This window comes from Vulcanococcus sp. Clear-D1 (assembly GCF_014654725.1).
In the GTDB taxonomy this organism is placed as follows: domain Bacteria; phylum Cyanobacteriota; class Cyanobacteriia; order PCC-6307; family Cyanobiaceae; genus Vulcanococcus.
Genome location: NZ_JACVZV010000036.1, coordinates 19,585 through 34,223 on the forward strand (window position 1 = coordinate 19,585; position 14,639 = coordinate 34,223).

The following is a 14,639-nucleotide window of genomic DNA, read 5'->3' on the forward strand; positions in this document are numbered from 1 at the left end:
GTGACAGCACACCAGCACACCGCTGTTGATGGGCCGCAAGCAACGCCTGGATCTGCAGTTGGTGGAGCTGGGTCTGGCCACCAGCCGCCAGCAGGCGCAGCAGCTGATCCGGGCTGGCAAGGTGCGCAGCGGCGATCGCGTGCTCGATAAGCCTGGATTGGATGTGCTCCCGGATCTGCCCCTCCAGGTGGAGCAGCCGCCGCGGTTTGTCTCTCGCGGCGGTGAAAAGCTCCAGGGCGCCCTGGAGACCTTCCCGATCGAGCTCACGGAGCGGGTGTGCCTCGATGGCGGCATCTCTACCGGCGGCTTTACCGATTGCCTGCTCCAGCACGGCGCCAGCCGGGTTTATGGCGTGGATGTGGGGTATGGCCAGACGGCCTGGAGCCTGCGCACCGATCCGCGCCTGGTGCTCAAGGAGCGCACCAACTTGCGGCACCTTGAGCCAGCCGACCTCTATGGCGATGCCGACCCCTGGCCGGATCTGGCAGTGGCGGATGTGTCGTTCATTCGCTTGGCCTTGGTGCTTCCGGCCATCGGCCGGCTGCTGCGGCCGGAGCGGCGCGAGGCGCTGCTGCTGGTGAAACCGCAGTTTGAAGTGGGGAAAGAGCGCGTGGGCAAGGGCGGGGTGGTACGCGATCCGGCGGCCCACGTGGATGCGATTGAAGGCGTGATCGCCGCCGCGGCGCTGGAGGGCTGGAGCGCCTGCGGGGTGACGGCTTCGCCGATCACCGGGCCCGCAGGCAATCACGAATATCTGCTTTGGTTGCGCAGCGGTGCCTGGCCTGCCGCGGTGGAGACGATCGAGGCTTCAACGCAGCAAAAAGCCGCCGGAGCCTCTCCCGATGGGGAGGCGATCCGGCGGCTGGTGGGGCAAACACTGGGGGTGTGAGGCTGCCTGCGGCGTGGGACGCGCCGATCAGATGGCGCTGCTGTCGCGATCGCCGGTGCGGATCCGGATCACGGAATCCACGGGGCTGATGAAGATCTTGCCGTCGCCGATCTCGCCGGTGCGGGCAGCTTCCTGGATGGCGCCCACCACGGTGTCCACCTGGGCATCGTCGACCACGATCTCGAGCTTCAGCTTCTGCAGGAATTCCACGGTGAACTCGGAACCGCGGTAGCGCTCCACCTGGCCCTTCTGGCGACCGAAGCCACGAACCTCACTCACGGTCATGCCGACGATGCCGGCATTCACCAGCGCCAGCTTCACGTCTTCAAGCTTGAACGGGCGAATGATGGCCTCAACTTTTTTCATGGCTGCGGGAGTGGCTGGGAACGCTCTGTCGGAGACAGTCTCTCAGGAATTCTGGAAAGACACGCGGGGAGTTGGGCCCCGGCAGCCCTATTAGGCCGCAGCTTTCGGGGCAGGGGTGTTGCGGTTGCTACCGCTACGGGTGCCTGGGGGCGGCTGCCTAGCATCCCCCCTTGAACCATCCCTGCCGATGAGCGCCGACCAGACCCGCACCCCCCTCTATGGAGAGCGGGCCATTGCCGAAGCGGAGCTGATCTGTTTCGACAATCCGCGTCCGGGCCGGGCCTACGAGGTGTCGATCACCCTGCCGGAATTCACCTGTAAGTGCCCCTTCTCGGGCTATCCCGATTTCGCCACCCTGCGCCTGACCTATCAGCCGGGCCCTCGCGTGATGGAGCTCAAGGCGATCAAGCTCTACGTGAACAGCTACCGGGATCGCTCGATCTCCCATGAGGAGGTCACCAACCGCATCCTCGACGACTTCGTGGCGGCCTGCGAACCGGTGTGGATGCAGCTCGAGGCTGATTTCAACCCCCGCGGCAACGTGCACACCGTGATCCGGGCCAGTCACGGCACCCGTCAGCCCTGCTGAAGGTCCAGCAGCAGCGCCGGGAGCTCCCGCGAGAAGGCTGCCAGGTTGCGGTTGCAGAGCCCGGCCACGTGCAGTTTCTGTTGTTCGGGCTCGGCGATGGCCCAGAGTTGGCGGGTGGCGATCAGGCTCAAGGCCCCGCCCGCCAACGCAATGGCGAAGCCGGCATACACCAGAGGCACGCCAGGGTCGCGCTTGAGCAGCAGACCACTAGCCGGCACCACGCCGGCGATGCGCAAGGGGATGCCGGCGATCTCCGCCGGCTCTCCGCCGGGCACCAGTGTGCCCAGCACCTCCGCCTCGGCGGAATACACAGTCACCGGGCCCTGCTCGCTCGAGAGCGACACCAACACCGGGTTGCTGCCATCGGGGCGTGTGGGCAGCACGATGCCCCACACCTGATCCCCGAGTTGCGGGAAGCTCTGCAGCGGCAGTTCCAGGATCGGGCTCTTGCCCAGCTGCACCTGGATGGCGGCCAGGGCCCAGTCGGCCTGATACACCGTCATCCCCTGGAAGCGCAGGGGATGGTTCACGCTGATCTCGCGGCTGGTGGCGCTCAGTGGCTGCGCCGCAGCGGGGTCACCGGGCTGCAGGCGGAGCTGGGATCGGAACTGTTCCGGTCTGCCGGCCGGGTCGCGTTCGATGCCAAAGCCTTCCAGCGTCACGGTGAGCTGGGTTTCGCCGCGGCGGTTGAGCAGTTCCAGCTCATTGCCGGGGGCGAGGTAGCGCTCGAGTCGCTGGCCGGCCAGGGCGCCCCAGGCCGCTCCCACCATCAGCACCACCAGGCCAGCGTGCACGAGCAGGGGGCCAACCCGGCCACTCACGCCCCGCCGGGCCGCCAGGCGATGGGGGTGGGGTTGCACCTGCCAGCCGCGCCGTTGCAACAGCTCCTGCAGATGCCCAAGCTGCGTGTCGGCGTTGGGGCTGCTGAGGGTTTCCGCCAGGGTGAGCTTGCTCAACTGACGCGGGCTGCTGTAGTCGATCCAGCGCAGAGCGGCCTGCAGCGCCGGCCATTGGCGGCGCCAGCTGCACAGGATCAACGACAGGCCCAGCCAGGCCAGTAGGGCCAGAAACCAGTTGCTCGAATACACGTGATCGAGCTGCAGGCGCAAGATCGCATCGCCGTTGAGCAACCCCAGCCAGGGCTGTGCGTCGTAGACGCGGTGATAGAGCTCCGTGCTCTCCTGCTGCGGCACCAGCGTGCCCAGGCCGCTGGCGATGGCGATCAGGATCAACAGCCCGATGGCCAGGCGAAGGTCGGAGATCCAGGCGATCAGGCGTTTCATCAACAATGCGAGGAGGGCTCAGCCCCAGCGGGCCAGAAGGGTGAGTGTGCCTGTGGCCAGCAGCACCACGCCGCTGATGGGGGGAACCCACTGGCCCAGCGCACGCAAGGCCAGCAGCCGTGGCACCCAGGCGGCGGCGGTGCCGGCGAGCAGCAACGGCATCACCTGGCCGGCGGCAAAGGCGGTGAGCAGCACCACGCCCGCCAGCGGATCGCCGGCCTGGGCGATCCAGGCCAGCAACACCGCCAACACCGGCGTGGTGCAGGGAGAAGCGGCCAACCCGAAGGCCAGGCCAGCCGCTAAAGGTGCGAGGGCCCTCGGCACACGCTGGCGCCATTGCTCCGGATCCGGCCCGCTGGGCAGCTGCAGAGGCAGCAGACCGAGCAGGTTGAGCCCCATGAACACCGCCAGCACCGCCACCAGAGTGGGCACCAGACCTGGCACCTGGCCGTAGATGCGTCCGAGGGCACCGCTGGCCAGGCCGAGCAGCACCAGCGACGCCACAATGCCTCCGCAAAAGCTGAGGCTGCGCCGCCAGGGGCGCTCCTTCTGGTCGTCAAAACCAGCCAGGTAGGCCAGGGTGATTGGCAGCAGCGACAGCGAGCAGGGGCCGAGGCTGGTGAGCAGGCCGCCGGCGAACACCAGCAGCAGCGTCAGGGCTCCTGGATGGGCCAGGGAGCTGCTGAGGAGCTGCTCTCCGCTGCGGGCCCAGTCGGCCAGGGCCGGAGCCACCATCGCGGTTCTTGAGTCGGCAGTGGCGTCAGCCTATCGAGAGGCTTCCGCCGGCTGAGCCTTCCCGCTGGCGCTCTTCGCGGCGGCGTGGCCGACCGGGTTCCAATCCAGCACCTTCCAGGGCGCAGCGCAGCAGCAGGCCGGCGGTGAGCAGGCTGGAGAGCAGGGAGTTGCCGCCGTAGCTGATCATCGGCAGGGGCAGGCCGGTGGTGGGCATGGCGCCGCTGGCCACGGCGATGTTGAGAATCGATTGCCCCACGAGCAGGCTGGTGCAGCCGATCGCGACCAGCCGTTGCTGGTTGCTGCGGCAGCTGAGTGCCACCCGCAGCCCCACGAACCCGAACAGCAGCAGAAACAGCAGCAGCAGCACCGAGCCCACGTAGCCGAATTCTTCGGCAAACACGGCAAAGATGAAATCGGTGCTCTGGATCGGGAGGTATTGCAGCTTCTGCGTGGAAAGCCCGAAGCCTTCACCCCACACACCACCCGAGCCGATGGCCAGCAGGCTCTGCACCAGCTGATAGCCATCGCCCTGGGCATCCTTCCAGGGGTTGAGGAAGGAGGTCACCCGGATGCGTTGGTACTCGTTGATCGCGATGCTCCCGATCGCCACGCTGAGGCCGAGCCCCGCGCTGCCGAACATCGCCCAGAGGGGCAGGCCTGATGCCAGCGCCATCAGCCAGAGCAGGATCCCGCAAAGGGCTGCTGTGCTGAGGTTGGGCTGCTTGAGGATCAGGCCCAGGGTGACGGCGAACACCCCAAGCCAGGTGAGCTTCTGATCAGGCGCGATTCGGCTCCAGTGGGAGAAGAGCGCAGCGCCCTGCAGCACCAGGAAGGGTTTGATCAATTCAGTGGGCTGAATTTGGATGGGCCCAATCACCAGCCAGCGGCTGGCGCCGTTCACCGTGCTGCCGATCACCAGCGTGAGGGCCACGAGCACCATGCCCACCAGCAGGGCTGGCCCGGCCATCCGTAGCCAGCGCCGCAGGTTGATTTTCACCCCGAGATACAGCAGGCCCCAGCTGGCCACCATCCAGATCGCTTGGCGCTTGAGGTAGTAGGTGGGATCGCCCATCTCGCGGGCCGCCACCCACCAGCTGGCGGAGCCGAGTACCACCAGGCCCAGCACGCTCCAGAGGGCCACCATGCCCAGCAGCAGGCGCGCCTCCGCTGGCCAATGCTGAAAGGGCACAGGTAGCAGAGCGGGTGGGTTGGCGGAACGGGCCAATGCTGCGTGGATATGAGGTTCCGACTATCCCGTATTTGCGGCGGCCTTGCCAACACGGGCGCACTAAAAAAGCCCGGCAATGCCGGGCTTTTGAACGATGCGAATCGCTCGGGTTGGCTCTGAAGATCAGTTGCCCACGTTCACCTGACGGCGACCGGAGACCAGTTCAACCTTCAGGATCTTGCCGCCTTGCTTCATGATCCGCTGCTGTTCAGCGAACCAGCTTTCGTAAGGCACCCACTTGGTGAAGAAGGTGTTCTGCAGCTCGCGCTGGGAACGGGCCTTTTCAGGGCAGGGGATGCAGGCGGTGACTTTGAACAGGCGCATGGGTGGATCCTCGAGGTTTGCCGAAGGCAGGGATCAGTTACCCAGGCCGGAGCTGATGTAGTCGAAGTACACGCCCATTTCGCGGCCGGCATCAGGGCCCACCAGGGAGGCGGTCACTTCCTTCATGGCCTGGATCGACTGCACGGTGGCGCCGATGGGCACACCCAGGGAGTTGTAGGTCTCCTTGAGACCGTTCAGCACGCGCTCGTCGAGGATCGAGGTGTCACCAGCCAGCATGGCGTAGGTGGCGTAGCGCAGGTAGTAGTCGAGGTCGCGGATGCAGGCTGCATAGCGACGGCAGGTGTACATGTTGCCGCCGGGACGGGTGATGTCCGAGTACAGCAGCGACTTGGCTACCGCTTCCTTGATGATCGCGGAAGCGTTAGCGCTGATGGTGGCAGCGGCACGCACGCGCAGCTCACCGCTGGCGAAGTACTGCTCCAGGCGGCCCATGGAGGAGGTGTCCAGGTAAAGGCCCTGAACGTCGGCCTGGTTGATGACGTTGGTGATGGCGTCTTGCATGGAACCTGATGGAAGAGGCAGTGGTTAGAGAAGGAAGATCCTCAGGAGAGGGCGCCGACGACGTAGTCGAAGTAGAAGCCAGCCTCTTCGGCATCAGCGCCGGTGAGCAGGCTCATGGCGGCGTTCTTCATCTCGCGCACGGCTTCAGCCATGGCTTCAAGGGGGGTGCCCAGGGAGCGGTACATCTCCTTGGCGCCGATGATGCCGATCTCTTCGATCGGGGTCACATCACCAGCGACGATGCCGTAGGTCACCAGGCGCAGGTAGTAGTCCATGTCGCGCAGGCAGGACGCCGTCATTTCCTCGCCGTAGGCGTTGCCGCCGGGGGAGATGACGTCGGGGCGCTTCTGGAACAGAGCACCGCCAGCGGTCTTAACGATGCGCTCGCGGCTTTCGGCCAGGACCTGGGCGACGCGAAGACGACGCTGACCGCCGCTCACGAAAGCCTTGATCTGGTCGAGTTCGCCAGGGCTGAGGTAGCGGGCTTCGGCGTCCGCGTTGATGATCGAGTTGGAGACGATGCTCATGCAGTTCTGCCTCGAAACAAGCGGTCGCCTGAACGGTGACCGATATCCGGTGGGTAAGGGGGGAGGTCTTCAGAGGTGTGCTCCTCCCGCAGCAGGCTGCGTCGGGGGCGGGTGACTGAAGGCGCGGCAGCAGTGCTGACCGCCGAGTCATTCTGTGGCAGAGCCCTGCAGCCTCCCGGGTCCCGGTAACAGTTCTTCACGGCGAGTTGTGTCCTTGAAACCCTTTGCGGTGACTGGGTTTTCCCGGGGATTGCTCACCGTGATGCGCGTGGCAGTTGTTCACAATTAATCGCGCTTCAAGCGCGCTTTTGTTGCATTTTGTTGGCATGAATTATGCGCGCTTTTGTTGCAAAAAATCCATGCACATGAAAAACCCCCTGCCATCCGGCAGGGGGTTCGAAAGCGTCACACGATTCAGGGGAGGCTCGATCCGGGCTTAGGCGGTGGGGTTGAGCGCAGCGTTGCCGCCATAGAGGGCGGCGGTGCGGTTCACCGTGCTCAGGGGGATGCCATCGCTGGTGCCCATGCCTTTGAGGTAAGGCACGGTGTCGCGGCCAAAGCTGCTGGCGTACTCGGGGGAGTTGAGCACCGCATCGATGGCACTGCGCAGGCCGTCGTTGCAACGGGTGGCCAGGAAACGGCTGGTTTCGGCGGGCTGCGCGGCACGGCCCAGCAGGGCCAGATAAGCAGCTGCAGCGGCTTTGAAGGGGGCCATGCGGTTGAGGCGGCTCACGAATAAGTCGCTGCCGGCAACCCTTGCCACGAATTCAGCCACACTCAGCTTGCCGTTGCGCAATTGCGATTCGGCATCGCCGAGGGCTTCAGCGGCCAGGGGCTGACGCCCGAGCAGCTGGCGATACACCGCTTCGATCGCTTCGTTCACTTCGGCACTGCTGGGGCGCATCGAGAGTTTCACGGTGCTACCCAGGCTGCGGCGCTTGCTGAAGCCCTGCAGGTTGCCAGGCTTGAGGGCCTTGGTCATGGCAGCGCCGGGTTGCTCAGCCAGCGCGCCAGCTGCACCGCTCGACACAGCCGAACTCCAGCCGCCGCCAATGCCGATCGTGGTGCCACTGGCCGGAGCCGCGGGGGCGGCCACGAAGCTGGTGGTGCCGGAGCTCCAGGTGGGGGCTGCACCGCCGCCAGGCTGCCAGCGCGGTGCACTCCAGCGGCGTTCAGGGGCCGGCCGTGTTTGCACGGAACCAGGACCGGCAGCTGCGCTGGCGGTGGGTGCCAGGGTTTCACCACCGGTGAGAGTGGCGCTCCAGACGCCGCGGATCACGCCGCTACGGCCCGGCAGGTTGCGCTCAGTGAGGCTGCCGCTGCCGCGGAAGCGCTCGGGAGGGTTCACCTCAGGCCGGATCTTCGGCGTGATATCGGCGTAAGCCGCTGCGTTGAAGGCCCGCTTCAGGGCTGGCACCCGGCGGGTGTTGAGGTCGGTGGGGGTGATGAAGCGCTCGTAGGGAACGGTGTCTTCCCCGAAGGATTCGCTGTACTCGGCGCTGTTGAGCATGGCGTCGACCACGCCGTAGAAGCCCTTGCGAGCGGCCACGTCGAAGTAGGCGTCGATCTCCCAACGGCCGAAGGTGGGACGGCCCAGCAGGCGGCGGTGCATCACCTCGATCGCCTTGCAGATGTAGAGGCCGCTCCAGTAGCGACGGCGGAAGGCATCGCTGCGGGCCACCTGGCGCACGAACTCACGCAGGCTGAGATCGCCGTTTTCGAGCTTGATCTCCTCCACCTTGTTTTGTTCACCGGCGTAGCCGGTGTTGCCGAGCACCTGCACATACACGGCCCGGATCACGGCCTGCGTACTGGCTTCGGTGTTGCGGATGCTGGGTTGGCCGCCGCGGCGGGGAACGGAGTTGCCGCCCGTGGCGATCTGCTGCAGCCGCACCACCTTGGGCCCGAGCTTGCGGGGGGTGGAGGCGCGGAACTGCGGGCTGTTCATCTGGCCCGGCTGGCGCATGCCGTTGCCCACCAGGATGCGGCGAGCGTCGTAGCGGATCGGTGCAGGCCGGGTGCCCACATTCGCGGTTCCCGAGGGGAAGATCGCGCCGTAGTTCAGGCCCAGGGGATCATTGCCACCGCCGTAGGGGTGCTGATCGGCGTAGGGCTGGCGATAGCTGGCGTAGAGGGTGACGTATTGGGGCGCGCCCTCAAACGGTGCGCTGAAGCGGAACAGCTTGCGGTTGGAACCCCAGCCCGCGCTTTCCTGGGCTTCTTCGCCGATGTCGCGCAGGTAGGGAACGGTTTCCTCCCCGAACACCTGGGCGTACTCCATGCTGTTGACCAGCGAATCGACCAGGCCCTTGAGGCCCTGGGCGGAGACAATGTCGAAGTAGCGGGTGAACTCCTCGCGGGAGCTGATGCCACGGCCGAGGAAGTGGCGGAAGGCCAGCTCCACCACACGGCTGTTCACAAACCGGCCGTAGAACTGTTGTTGATATTCCTTGCTGTGGCCCAGGGAGCGGATGAACTCCCGCATCGAGATGTCGCCCTGGCGCACCTGGGTGGCTTCCACCGGGCAGGGCATCTGGCTGTAGGCCTTGGCGATGTCGCGCTCAAACACCTGGCGGTAGGCGGCGCGCACCACTTCGGCTTTCTGGGCGCCGCTCATGCCAGGCTTCATGTTGAAGCGCTGGGCCTTGCCCTGGGCGGCTAGGGCATAGATAGCGGGCAGCTGCAGGCCCTGGTTTTCAGGGCTGCCTAGGCGCTGACGCGGCGAGGGGGTGGGAACGGCGAGCTCTTCGAGCAGCACGTTGAAGCTGTCGATCAACAGCTGGCGCGCTTCGGGCAGATCCTTGAGCAGATCAGCAGAGGCGGCGCGCATTTCCTGCAGGGCCACGTTCGTGGCCGCCAGCGAGCAGCCCTTCTCGAGCACATCGCGCAGGCCGCGGGTGTTCACCCGCAGGATGCTGGGGTCACCCGACACCACGGCGTAGCCCACGTAGCGCAGGAACCAGGCCAGGTCGCGGATCGACTTCTTCATCCGCTCGGTGCCGTAGCGGGCCACCGAGATCGGGCTGAAGCCAGTGGGCAGCACGACGCGCACGTCGGCATCGCCACCGGCGCCCTCGAGCAGGCGGGAGAGCGCATTGCCCCGCTTGTTGGCGCCGCTAGCGCCGGCAAAGGTTTGAACGGAGCGCTGGAACGCGGCTTGGTCGGTGGCCAATGGGGTGGCACCGGCGTCCACCGCAGGGCTCAGGGGCGCATCGAGGTAGGAGAGCGGCGTGCCGCCGGCAAAGATCCGGCTGGCGGCACGGGCCACGATCGCCTCGGCGTTGGCCGAGAGGCGACGGGCGGCTTCGACACGCAGCTGACCGCTCTGGAAGAAGGTCACCAGGGTGTTCAGCTCACCGCCATCGAGGAAGCGGTCCTGCTGTTCCGCCTCGCGGACGCTGGAGAGCGGCAGGGTGTCGTAGCGCTGAGGAGCAACCCTGCTGCTGCCGCTGCTGGCGGTCACAGTCATGGAGGAGAGCGAACCAGGCCAAGGCACGTTACGGCTGGCCCTCTGGCCTCCCGGCGGCCCATGAACAAATGTTTGCAGCCGGGCCGGAACCCCGGCCTCTCGGCCCCCCGAGCCATGAAAAGCTCGCTCGGTTGCGGAGCTGTTCCTGCGCCATGACCCAGGCCCCGGCTGATGCCGCCACCCCAGTGGTGAGCGCGTTTTACGACCGATTTCCCTATCCCGGTGACCCCCTGCAGGACGGCCCACCGCCTGGATACAACTGGCGCTGGTGCGTGGATGCGGCTTACGCCGCCTGCACCCGTGCTGTGGCACCCCGTTCGGCGGATGGAGCGCCCCTGCGCGTGCTGGATGCCGGCTGCGGCACCGGTGTGAGCACCGATTACCTGGCCCATCTCAACCCTGGCGCTGAGATCCTGGCCGTGGACATCTCGCCGGGAACCCTCGAGGTGGCGCGGGAGCGCCTGCGCCGCTCCGGAGGTCACCAAAGGGCCCAGGTGCGCATTGAAAACCGCAGCCTGCTGGAGCTGGAGGGGGAAGGAGCCTTCGACTACATCAATTCTGTTGGAGTGCTCCATCACCTGCGGCAGCCGGAAGCTGGACTCAAGGCTTTGGCGGCGCTGCTGAAGCCCGGGGCGCTGCTGCATCTCTTCCTCTATGCCGATGGCGGCCGCTGGGAGATCCATCGGACCCAGCGTGCGCTCACAGCCATGGGCGTGGGTACGGGCGAGGAAGGGCTGCGGCTGGGGCGGCAGCTGTTGGCCGAACTGCCAGAGCACAACCGGCTGCGCCATCACCACGAGCAGCGCTGGGTGATGGATTGCGCGGCGGACGCCAACTTCGCCGACATGTATCTCCATCCCCAGGAGACCAGCTACAACCTCGAGCGGCTGATGGCCTTTGTGGCCTCCGCCGATCTGGAGTTCGCCGGTTTTTCCAATCCCCAGGTGTGGGATCCGGCCCGGCTGCTGCAGGGCGAACTGTTGGAACGGGCTCAGGCCCTGCCGCCCTTGCAGCAGTGGCAGCTCGTGGAGGACCTCGATCCCGATATCAGCCATTTCGAGTTCTTCCTGGCCAAACCGCCCCTGAAGCGCTGGAGCTGGGAGGACGACGCGGCTCTGCTCGCGGCAGCAGGTCAGCGCAACCCCTGTCTCTGGGGGTGGCCTGGTGCAGCGTTGCTCGATTCCGATATGGCGCCGCTCGATCTGACTGCCGATGGATTGGCCCTGATGCAGGCGCTGGAGCTGGCACCAGCCCTGACGCCGATCGGACGGTTGCCTCTGGGCTGGTCTGAGGGGCAGATCGCTTCTGTGGCAAGGAACTTGCTCGCACAGCGCGTGCTGCTGCTTCAGCCCGGTGCCGGCGGCGCTGCGTGATAGATTCCGCGCGCCTTTTCAGAGCGCAGGAGCCCTTGCTGGCAACCCCCCCGCTCCCTCACAACGACAGCGCTTCATCTGAGGTGTTGCAAGGTGAGGGCGAGGATCTGCCAGTGGTGGCAGCTGATCCAGTCCCCGAGGCTGCGGCAGTTTCCTCCGACGACTACCTGCGCCTCCAGCGGCGTCTGCTCCTGGCCACCTTGATCGTGTCCGCCATTGCGGTGCTGATCACGGCCCTGGCATTCAACCTTCACATCGCCGGCTCACTGCTGGTGGGTGCACTCGGCGGTTTGCTCTATCTGCGGCTTCTCGCTCGCAGCGTGGGCAAGCTCGGCAACGGCGCCAAGAAGGTGGGCAAGACGCAGCTGCTTGTGCCCGTGGTGTTGGTGTTGGCCTCGGCCCGCCTTCCCCAGCTGGAGCTCCTGCCGGCGCTGCTCGGCTTCCTGCTCTACAAACCGGCCTTGATTCTTCAGGTTCTGCTCGATTCCTGAGCTGACCTCTCCCTGAACCGTCGCTCCCGCGACACCGAACGCACAACCCGATGGGTTTCTTGCCACTCGCTCTTCCCTTTGCCGAACTGGAGGTGGGTCAGCACCTCTATTGGCAGCTGGGCAATCTCAAGATCCACGGCCAGGTGTTTCTCAGCTCCTGGGTGGTGATTGGTGCTCTGCTGGCCTTTGTGCTGGTGGGCAGCCGCAAGATGGAGCGCGATCCGCGCGGCATGCAGAACCTGCTCGAGTTTCTGTGGGATTACATCCGTGATCTCGCCCGCGAGCAGATCGGTGAGAAGGCTTACCGCGATTGGCTGCCTTTCATCGGCACCCTGTTCCTGTTCATCTTTGTGTGCAACTGGGGCGGCGCCCTGGTGCCTTGGAAGCTGATTCATCTTCCCGAAGGTGAGCTCGGCGCTCCGACTGCCGACATCAACACCACCGTGGCCCTGGCCCTCCTGGTGTCCTTGGCCTACTTCTACGCAGGCCTGAGCCGCAAAGGATTCCGGTACTTCGAGTACTACGTGGAGCCGACCCCGATCATGCTCCCGTTCAAGATCATCGAAGACTTCACCAAGCCTCTGTCGCTGTCGTTCCGTCTGTTCGGAAACATCCTGGCTGACGAACTGGTGGTGGCTGTGCTGGCATTCCTGGTGCCTCTGCTGGTGCCCCTGCCGGCCATGTTCCTGGGCCTGTTTACCAGCGCGATCCAGGCACTGATCTTCGCCACCCTCGCCGGTAATTACATCGGTGAAGCGGTGCACGAAGAACATCACTGAGGCCTGTCCTCAACCCCGCCAGAGCAGGACACCCGCTCTGGCAAACTCCTTGCGCGCAGGTCCGGCACGATCCGGGCCCATCTCGAGTCAATCCGAGATGTCCCAGGCGCAGGGATAACGTCCCGGTCCCCGTCCGCGCTCTCCCAGCGCCCTACATCCTTCGTTCCACCATGGATTCCATCACCTCCGCTGCGTCTGTTATCGCGGCTGGTCTGGCTGTCGGCCTCGGCGCCATCGGCCCTGGTATCGGTCAGGGCACCGCAGCCGGTTCCGCTGTTGAAGGCATCGCTCGTCAGCCCGAGGCCGACGGCAAGATCCGCGGCACCCTGCTGCTGTCGCTGGCCTTCATGGAAGCTCTCACCATCTACGGCCTTGTGGTCGCACTGGTGCTGCTGTTCGCCAACCCCTTCGCCGGCTGATCGCGCCTGAGGTGAGCGGAGGCCTGGCACTGGCCGGGTCTCCGCACTCGTTTCACCTCACTGCATCCGCACGCGACCGCTTTCATCCGCCCGCACCCCCGCCTCATGACCAGCTGGCTCCTGCTTGGTGCAACGGAGGGAGGTCTGTTTGACCTCGATGCCACCCTGCCGCTGATGGCGGTGCAGGTGGTTCTCCTCACCTTCATTCTCAATGCCCTGTTCTTCCGCCCCGTTGGACGGGTCGTGGAGGAGCGTGAGGGCTACATCACCACCAGCCGTGCCGAGGCCAAGCAAAAGCTGGCTCAGGTGGAGCGTCTGGAGGCGGATCTGCGTGAGCAGCTCAAGGAGGCCCGCAAGGCCACCCAACAGCTGATTCAAGAAGCGGAACAGGATTCCGACAAGCTCTATCGCGAAGCCCTGGCCACGGCCACGGCAGAAGCGAATGCCTCCCGTGAACAGGCGCGTCGTGAGATCGATGCCCAGCGGGAATCGGCCCTTGGCCAGCTCAAGGGTGACGCCGAGAAGCTCGGTGACCTGATCGTCGACCGTCTGCTGGCCGCCAAATGACTTTCCCAAGCCTTTTCGCCAACCACGGTGGCTTTGGTCTGAACCTCAACGTGTTCGAGACCAACATCATCAACCTGGCGATCGTCATTTTCGCCCTCTACAAGTTTCTGCCCAATTTCCTGGGCGGCATTCTTGAGCGGCGTCGGGCGATCATCCTGGCCGACCTCAAAGATGCCGAGGAGCGTCTGGCCAGCGCCACCACACAACTCGCCCAGGCTCAGAAGGACCTCGCCGAGGCTCAGCAGAAGGCCGAGCAGATCCGTGCTGACGGCAAAGCCCGTGCCGAAGCCATCCGTCTCGAAAGCGAGAAGCGCACCATCGATGAGATGGCTCGTCTCAAGCAGGGTGCTGCTGCCGATATGGATGCCGAGGCTGCTCGCGTGAGCAATCAGCTCCGCCGTGAGGCTGCCCGCCTGGCGATTGAAAAAGCTCTGGCCACGCTCCCCGGCAAGCTCAGCCCTGAGGCCCAGGCCCAGCTGGTCAGCCAGTCCATCAACACCCTGGGGAACGCCTGATGCCGCTGCTCAACACGATTACCACCCCCTACGCCGAAGCCTTCCTGCAGGTGGCTGAGAGCCGCCAGGAAGTCGACCAGGTGGTGGATCAGGCCAAGGCCGTTCTCGCCCTGTGGCACGACTCACCCGAGCTGCGCCAGGCCATGGCTTCGCCCGTTCTCGAAGTGGAGGCCAAGAAGGCTGCTCTCGAGAAGCTGTTCACAGATCAGCTCACCCCTTCTTTCCTCAACCTGCTGAAGCTGCTGGCCGATCGTCAGCGCATCGGCGTGCTCGACGCTGTGCTTGATCGCATGCTCGAGCTCTACCGCGAGCAGCGCAACATCGCTCTCGCCAACGTGACTTCGGCCACAGCTCTCAGCGAAGAGCAGCAAGCCGAGCTCAGCAAGAAGGTTCAGGCCGTGGCCGGTACCGACAAGCTGGAAATCAACCTCTCTGTGGATCCTGATCTGATCGGCGGCTTCGTCGTGAAGGTTGGCTCCAAGGTGATTGACGCCAGCCTCGCGGGTCAGGTGCGTCGCCTCGGACTGGCGCTGGCCAAGGTGGGCTAGCCCCGCACCCGAATC

At 65.4% G+C, this 14,639-nt stretch carries 17 protein-coding genes; 9 read left to right on the plus strand and 8 right to left on the minus strand.

All coding sequences use genetic code 11. The features are described 5' to 3' along the window. Positions 1 to 28: 28 nt before the first annotated feature. Positions 29 to 889 (plus strand): TlyA family RNA methyltransferase, encoded by an 861-nt coding sequence (locus H9532_RS13060; protein WP_296369234.1) that lies wholly within the window; start codon positions 29 to 31, stop codon positions 887 to 889. A 27-nt stretch (positions 890 to 916) separates the two neighbouring features. Here the strand turns inward: H9532_RS13060 and H9532_RS13065 are convergent, their stop codons facing one another. Further along, positions 917 to 1,255, minus strand: coding sequence for a P-II family nitrogen regulator (locus tag H9532_RS13065; protein ID WP_010310966.1), 339 nt, complete (start codon positions 1,253 to 1,255; stop codon positions 917 to 919). 187 nt (positions 1,256 to 1,442) lie between these two features. Between H9532_RS13065 and queF the strand changes: the two genes are divergently transcribed. Next, entirely contained in the window at positions 1,443 to 1,844 is a 402-nt protein-coding gene (gene queF / locus H9532_RS13070; protein ID WP_296369240.1) for a preQ(1) synthase, read from the plus strand. On the opposite strand, the gene H9532_RS13075 is transcribed toward queF, so the two are convergent. The 7 genes from H9532_RS13075 to H9532_RS13105 form a co-directional block, all read right to left on the minus strand. Then, positions 1,832 to 3,127, minus strand: a complete 1,296-nt coding sequence (locus H9532_RS13075) for a cytochrome c biogenesis protein ResB (protein ID WP_296369242.1) — start codon at positions 3,125 to 3,127, stop codon at positions 1,832 to 1,834. The two genes, queF and H9532_RS13075, sit on opposite strands and share 13 nt — an antisense overlap. 18 nt (positions 3,128 to 3,145) lie before the next feature. After that, a complete protein-coding gene (locus H9532_RS13080) occupies positions 3,146 to 3,862 on the minus strand; it encodes a cytochrome c biogenesis CcdA family protein (protein ID WP_296369244.1) in 717 nt (238 codons plus the stop codon). Between the two features lie 25 nt (positions 3,863 to 3,887). Next, positions 3,888 to 5,087 carry an FtsW/RodA/SpoVE family cell cycle protein gene (locus H9532_RS13085; RefSeq protein WP_296369245.1) on the minus strand — a complete coding sequence of 400 codons (1,200 nt, stop codon included), beginning with the start codon at positions 5,085 to 5,087 and terminating at the stop codon, positions 3,888 to 3,890. A gap of 126 nt (positions 5,088 to 5,213) precedes the next feature. Further along, entirely contained in the window at positions 5,214 to 5,414 is a 201-nt protein-coding gene (locus tag H9532_RS13090; RefSeq protein WP_010310954.1) for a phycobilisome linker polypeptide, read from the minus strand. A 33-nt stretch (positions 5,415 to 5,447) separates the two neighbouring features. Next, positions 5,448 to 5,936: an allophycocyanin subunit beta gene (gene apcB / locus H9532_RS13095; protein ID WP_010310952.1), complete on the minus strand. Its 489-nt coding sequence runs from the start codon at positions 5,934 to 5,936 to the stop codon at positions 5,448 to 5,450. Positions 5,937 to 5,977: 41 nt separating this feature from the next. Next, positions 5,978 to 6,463, minus strand: coding sequence for an allophycocyanin subunit alpha (locus H9532_RS13100; protein WP_010310950.1), 486 nt, complete (start codon positions 6,461 to 6,463; stop codon positions 5,978 to 5,980). A gap of 436 nt (positions 6,464 to 6,899) precedes the next feature. Then, positions 6,900 to 9,932, minus strand: a complete 3,033-nt coding sequence (locus tag H9532_RS13105; protein WP_296369248.1) for a phycobilisome rod-core linker polypeptide — start codon at positions 9,930 to 9,932, stop codon at positions 6,900 to 6,902. A 152-nt stretch (positions 9,933 to 10,084) separates the two neighbouring features. Between H9532_RS13105 and H9532_RS13110 the strand changes: the two genes are divergently transcribed. The 7 genes from H9532_RS13110 (at position 10,085) to atpH (ending at position 14,624) form a co-directional block, all read left to right on the plus strand. Then, positions 10,085 to 11,305, plus strand: a complete 1,221-nt coding sequence (locus H9532_RS13110) for a class I SAM-dependent methyltransferase (RefSeq protein ID WP_296369251.1) — start codon at positions 10,085 to 10,087, stop codon at positions 11,303 to 11,305. 35 nt (positions 11,306 to 11,340) lie between these two features. Further along, positions 11,341 to 11,796 (plus strand): ATP synthase, encoded by a 456-nt coding sequence (locus H9532_RS13115; protein ID WP_296369253.1) that lies wholly within the window; start codon positions 11,341 to 11,343, stop codon positions 11,794 to 11,796. Between the two features lie 50 nt (positions 11,797 to 11,846). Then, complete coding sequence (atpB, locus tag H9532_RS13120) at positions 11,847 to 12,575, plus strand: F0F1 ATP synthase subunit A (RefSeq protein ID WP_010310941.1); 729 nt, start codon at positions 11,847 to 11,849, stop codon at positions 12,573 to 12,575. 170 nt (positions 12,576 to 12,745) lie between these two features. After that, on the plus strand, positions 12,746 to 12,994 hold the full coding sequence (atpE, locus tag H9532_RS13125) for an ATP synthase F0 subunit C (RefSeq protein WP_010310940.1): 249 nt from the start codon (positions 12,746 to 12,748) through the stop codon (positions 12,992 to 12,994). A 105-nt stretch (positions 12,995 to 13,099) separates the two neighbouring features. Beyond that, positions 13,100 to 13,561, plus strand: coding sequence for a F0F1 ATP synthase subunit B' (locus H9532_RS13130; RefSeq protein ID WP_010310938.1), 462 nt, complete (start codon positions 13,100 to 13,102; stop codon positions 13,559 to 13,561). Beyond that, on the plus strand, positions 13,558 to 14,076 hold the full coding sequence (locus H9532_RS13135) for a F0F1 ATP synthase subunit B (protein ID WP_296369257.1): 519 nt from the start codon (positions 13,558 to 13,560) through the stop codon (positions 14,074 to 14,076). The genes H9532_RS13130 and H9532_RS13135 overlap by 4 nt, the downstream gene beginning before the upstream one ends. Next, positions 14,076 to 14,624 carry an ATP synthase F1 subunit delta gene (gene atpH, locus H9532_RS13140; RefSeq protein WP_296369259.1) on the plus strand — a complete coding sequence of 183 codons (549 nt, stop codon included), beginning with the start codon at positions 14,076 to 14,078 and terminating at the stop codon, positions 14,622 to 14,624. Before H9532_RS13135 ends, atpH begins: the two co-directional genes overlap by 1 nt. Positions 14,625 to 14,639 lie beyond the last annotated feature (15 nt).

Coding starts and splice junctions, on each gene's coding strand:
- H9532_RS13080 (WP_296369244.1), bottom strand. CDS start 3,862: ATGGTGGCTCCGGCCCTGGCCGACTGGGCCCGCAGCGGAGAGCAGCTC.
- H9532_RS13075 (WP_296369242.1), bottom strand. CDS start 3,127: ATGAAACGCCTGATCGCCTGGATCTCCGACCTTCGCCTGGCCATCGGG.
- apcB (WP_010310952.1), bottom strand. CDS start 5,936: ATGCAAGACGCCATCACCAACGTCATCAACCAGGCCGACGTTCAGGGC.
- H9532_RS13135 (WP_296369257.1), top strand. CDS start 13,558: ATGACTTTCCCAAGCCTTTTCGCCAACCACGGTGGCTTTGGTCTGAAC.
- atpB (WP_010310941.1), top strand. CDS start 11,847: ATGGGTTTCTTGCCACTCGCTCTTCCCTTTGCCGAACTGGAGGTGGGT.
- H9532_RS13065 (WP_010310966.1), bottom strand. CDS start 1,255: ATGAAAAAAGTTGAGGCCATCATTCGCCCGTTCAAGCTTGAAGACGTG.
- H9532_RS13060 (WP_296369234.1), top strand. CDS start 29: ATGGGCCGCAAGCAACGCCTGGATCTGCAGTTGGTGGAGCTGGGTCTG.
- H9532_RS13110 (WP_296369251.1), top strand. CDS start 10,085: ATGACCCAGGCCCCGGCTGATGCCGCCACCCCAGTGGTGAGCGCGTTT.
- queF (WP_296369240.1), top strand. CDS start 1,443: ATGAGCGCCGACCAGACCCGCACCCCCCTCTATGGAGAGCGGGCCATT.
- atpH (WP_296369259.1), top strand. CDS start 14,076: ATGCCGCTGCTCAACACGATTACCACCCCCTACGCCGAAGCCTTCCTG.
- H9532_RS13130 (WP_010310938.1), top strand. CDS start 13,100: ATGACCAGCTGGCTCCTGCTTGGTGCAACGGAGGGAGGTCTGTTTGAC.
- H9532_RS13100 (WP_010310950.1), bottom strand. CDS start 6,463: ATGAGCATCGTCTCCAACTCGATCATCAACGCGGACGCCGAAGCCCGC.
- H9532_RS13090 (WP_010310954.1), bottom strand. CDS start 5,414: ATGCGCCTGTTCAAAGTCACCGCCTGCATCCCCTGCCCTGAAAAGGCC.
- H9532_RS13105 (WP_296369248.1), bottom strand. CDS start 9,932: ATGACTGTGACCGCCAGCAGCGGCAGCAGCAGGGTTGCTCCTCAGCGC.
- atpE (WP_010310940.1), top strand. CDS start 12,746: ATGGATTCCATCACCTCCGCTGCGTCTGTTATCGCGGCTGGTCTGGCT.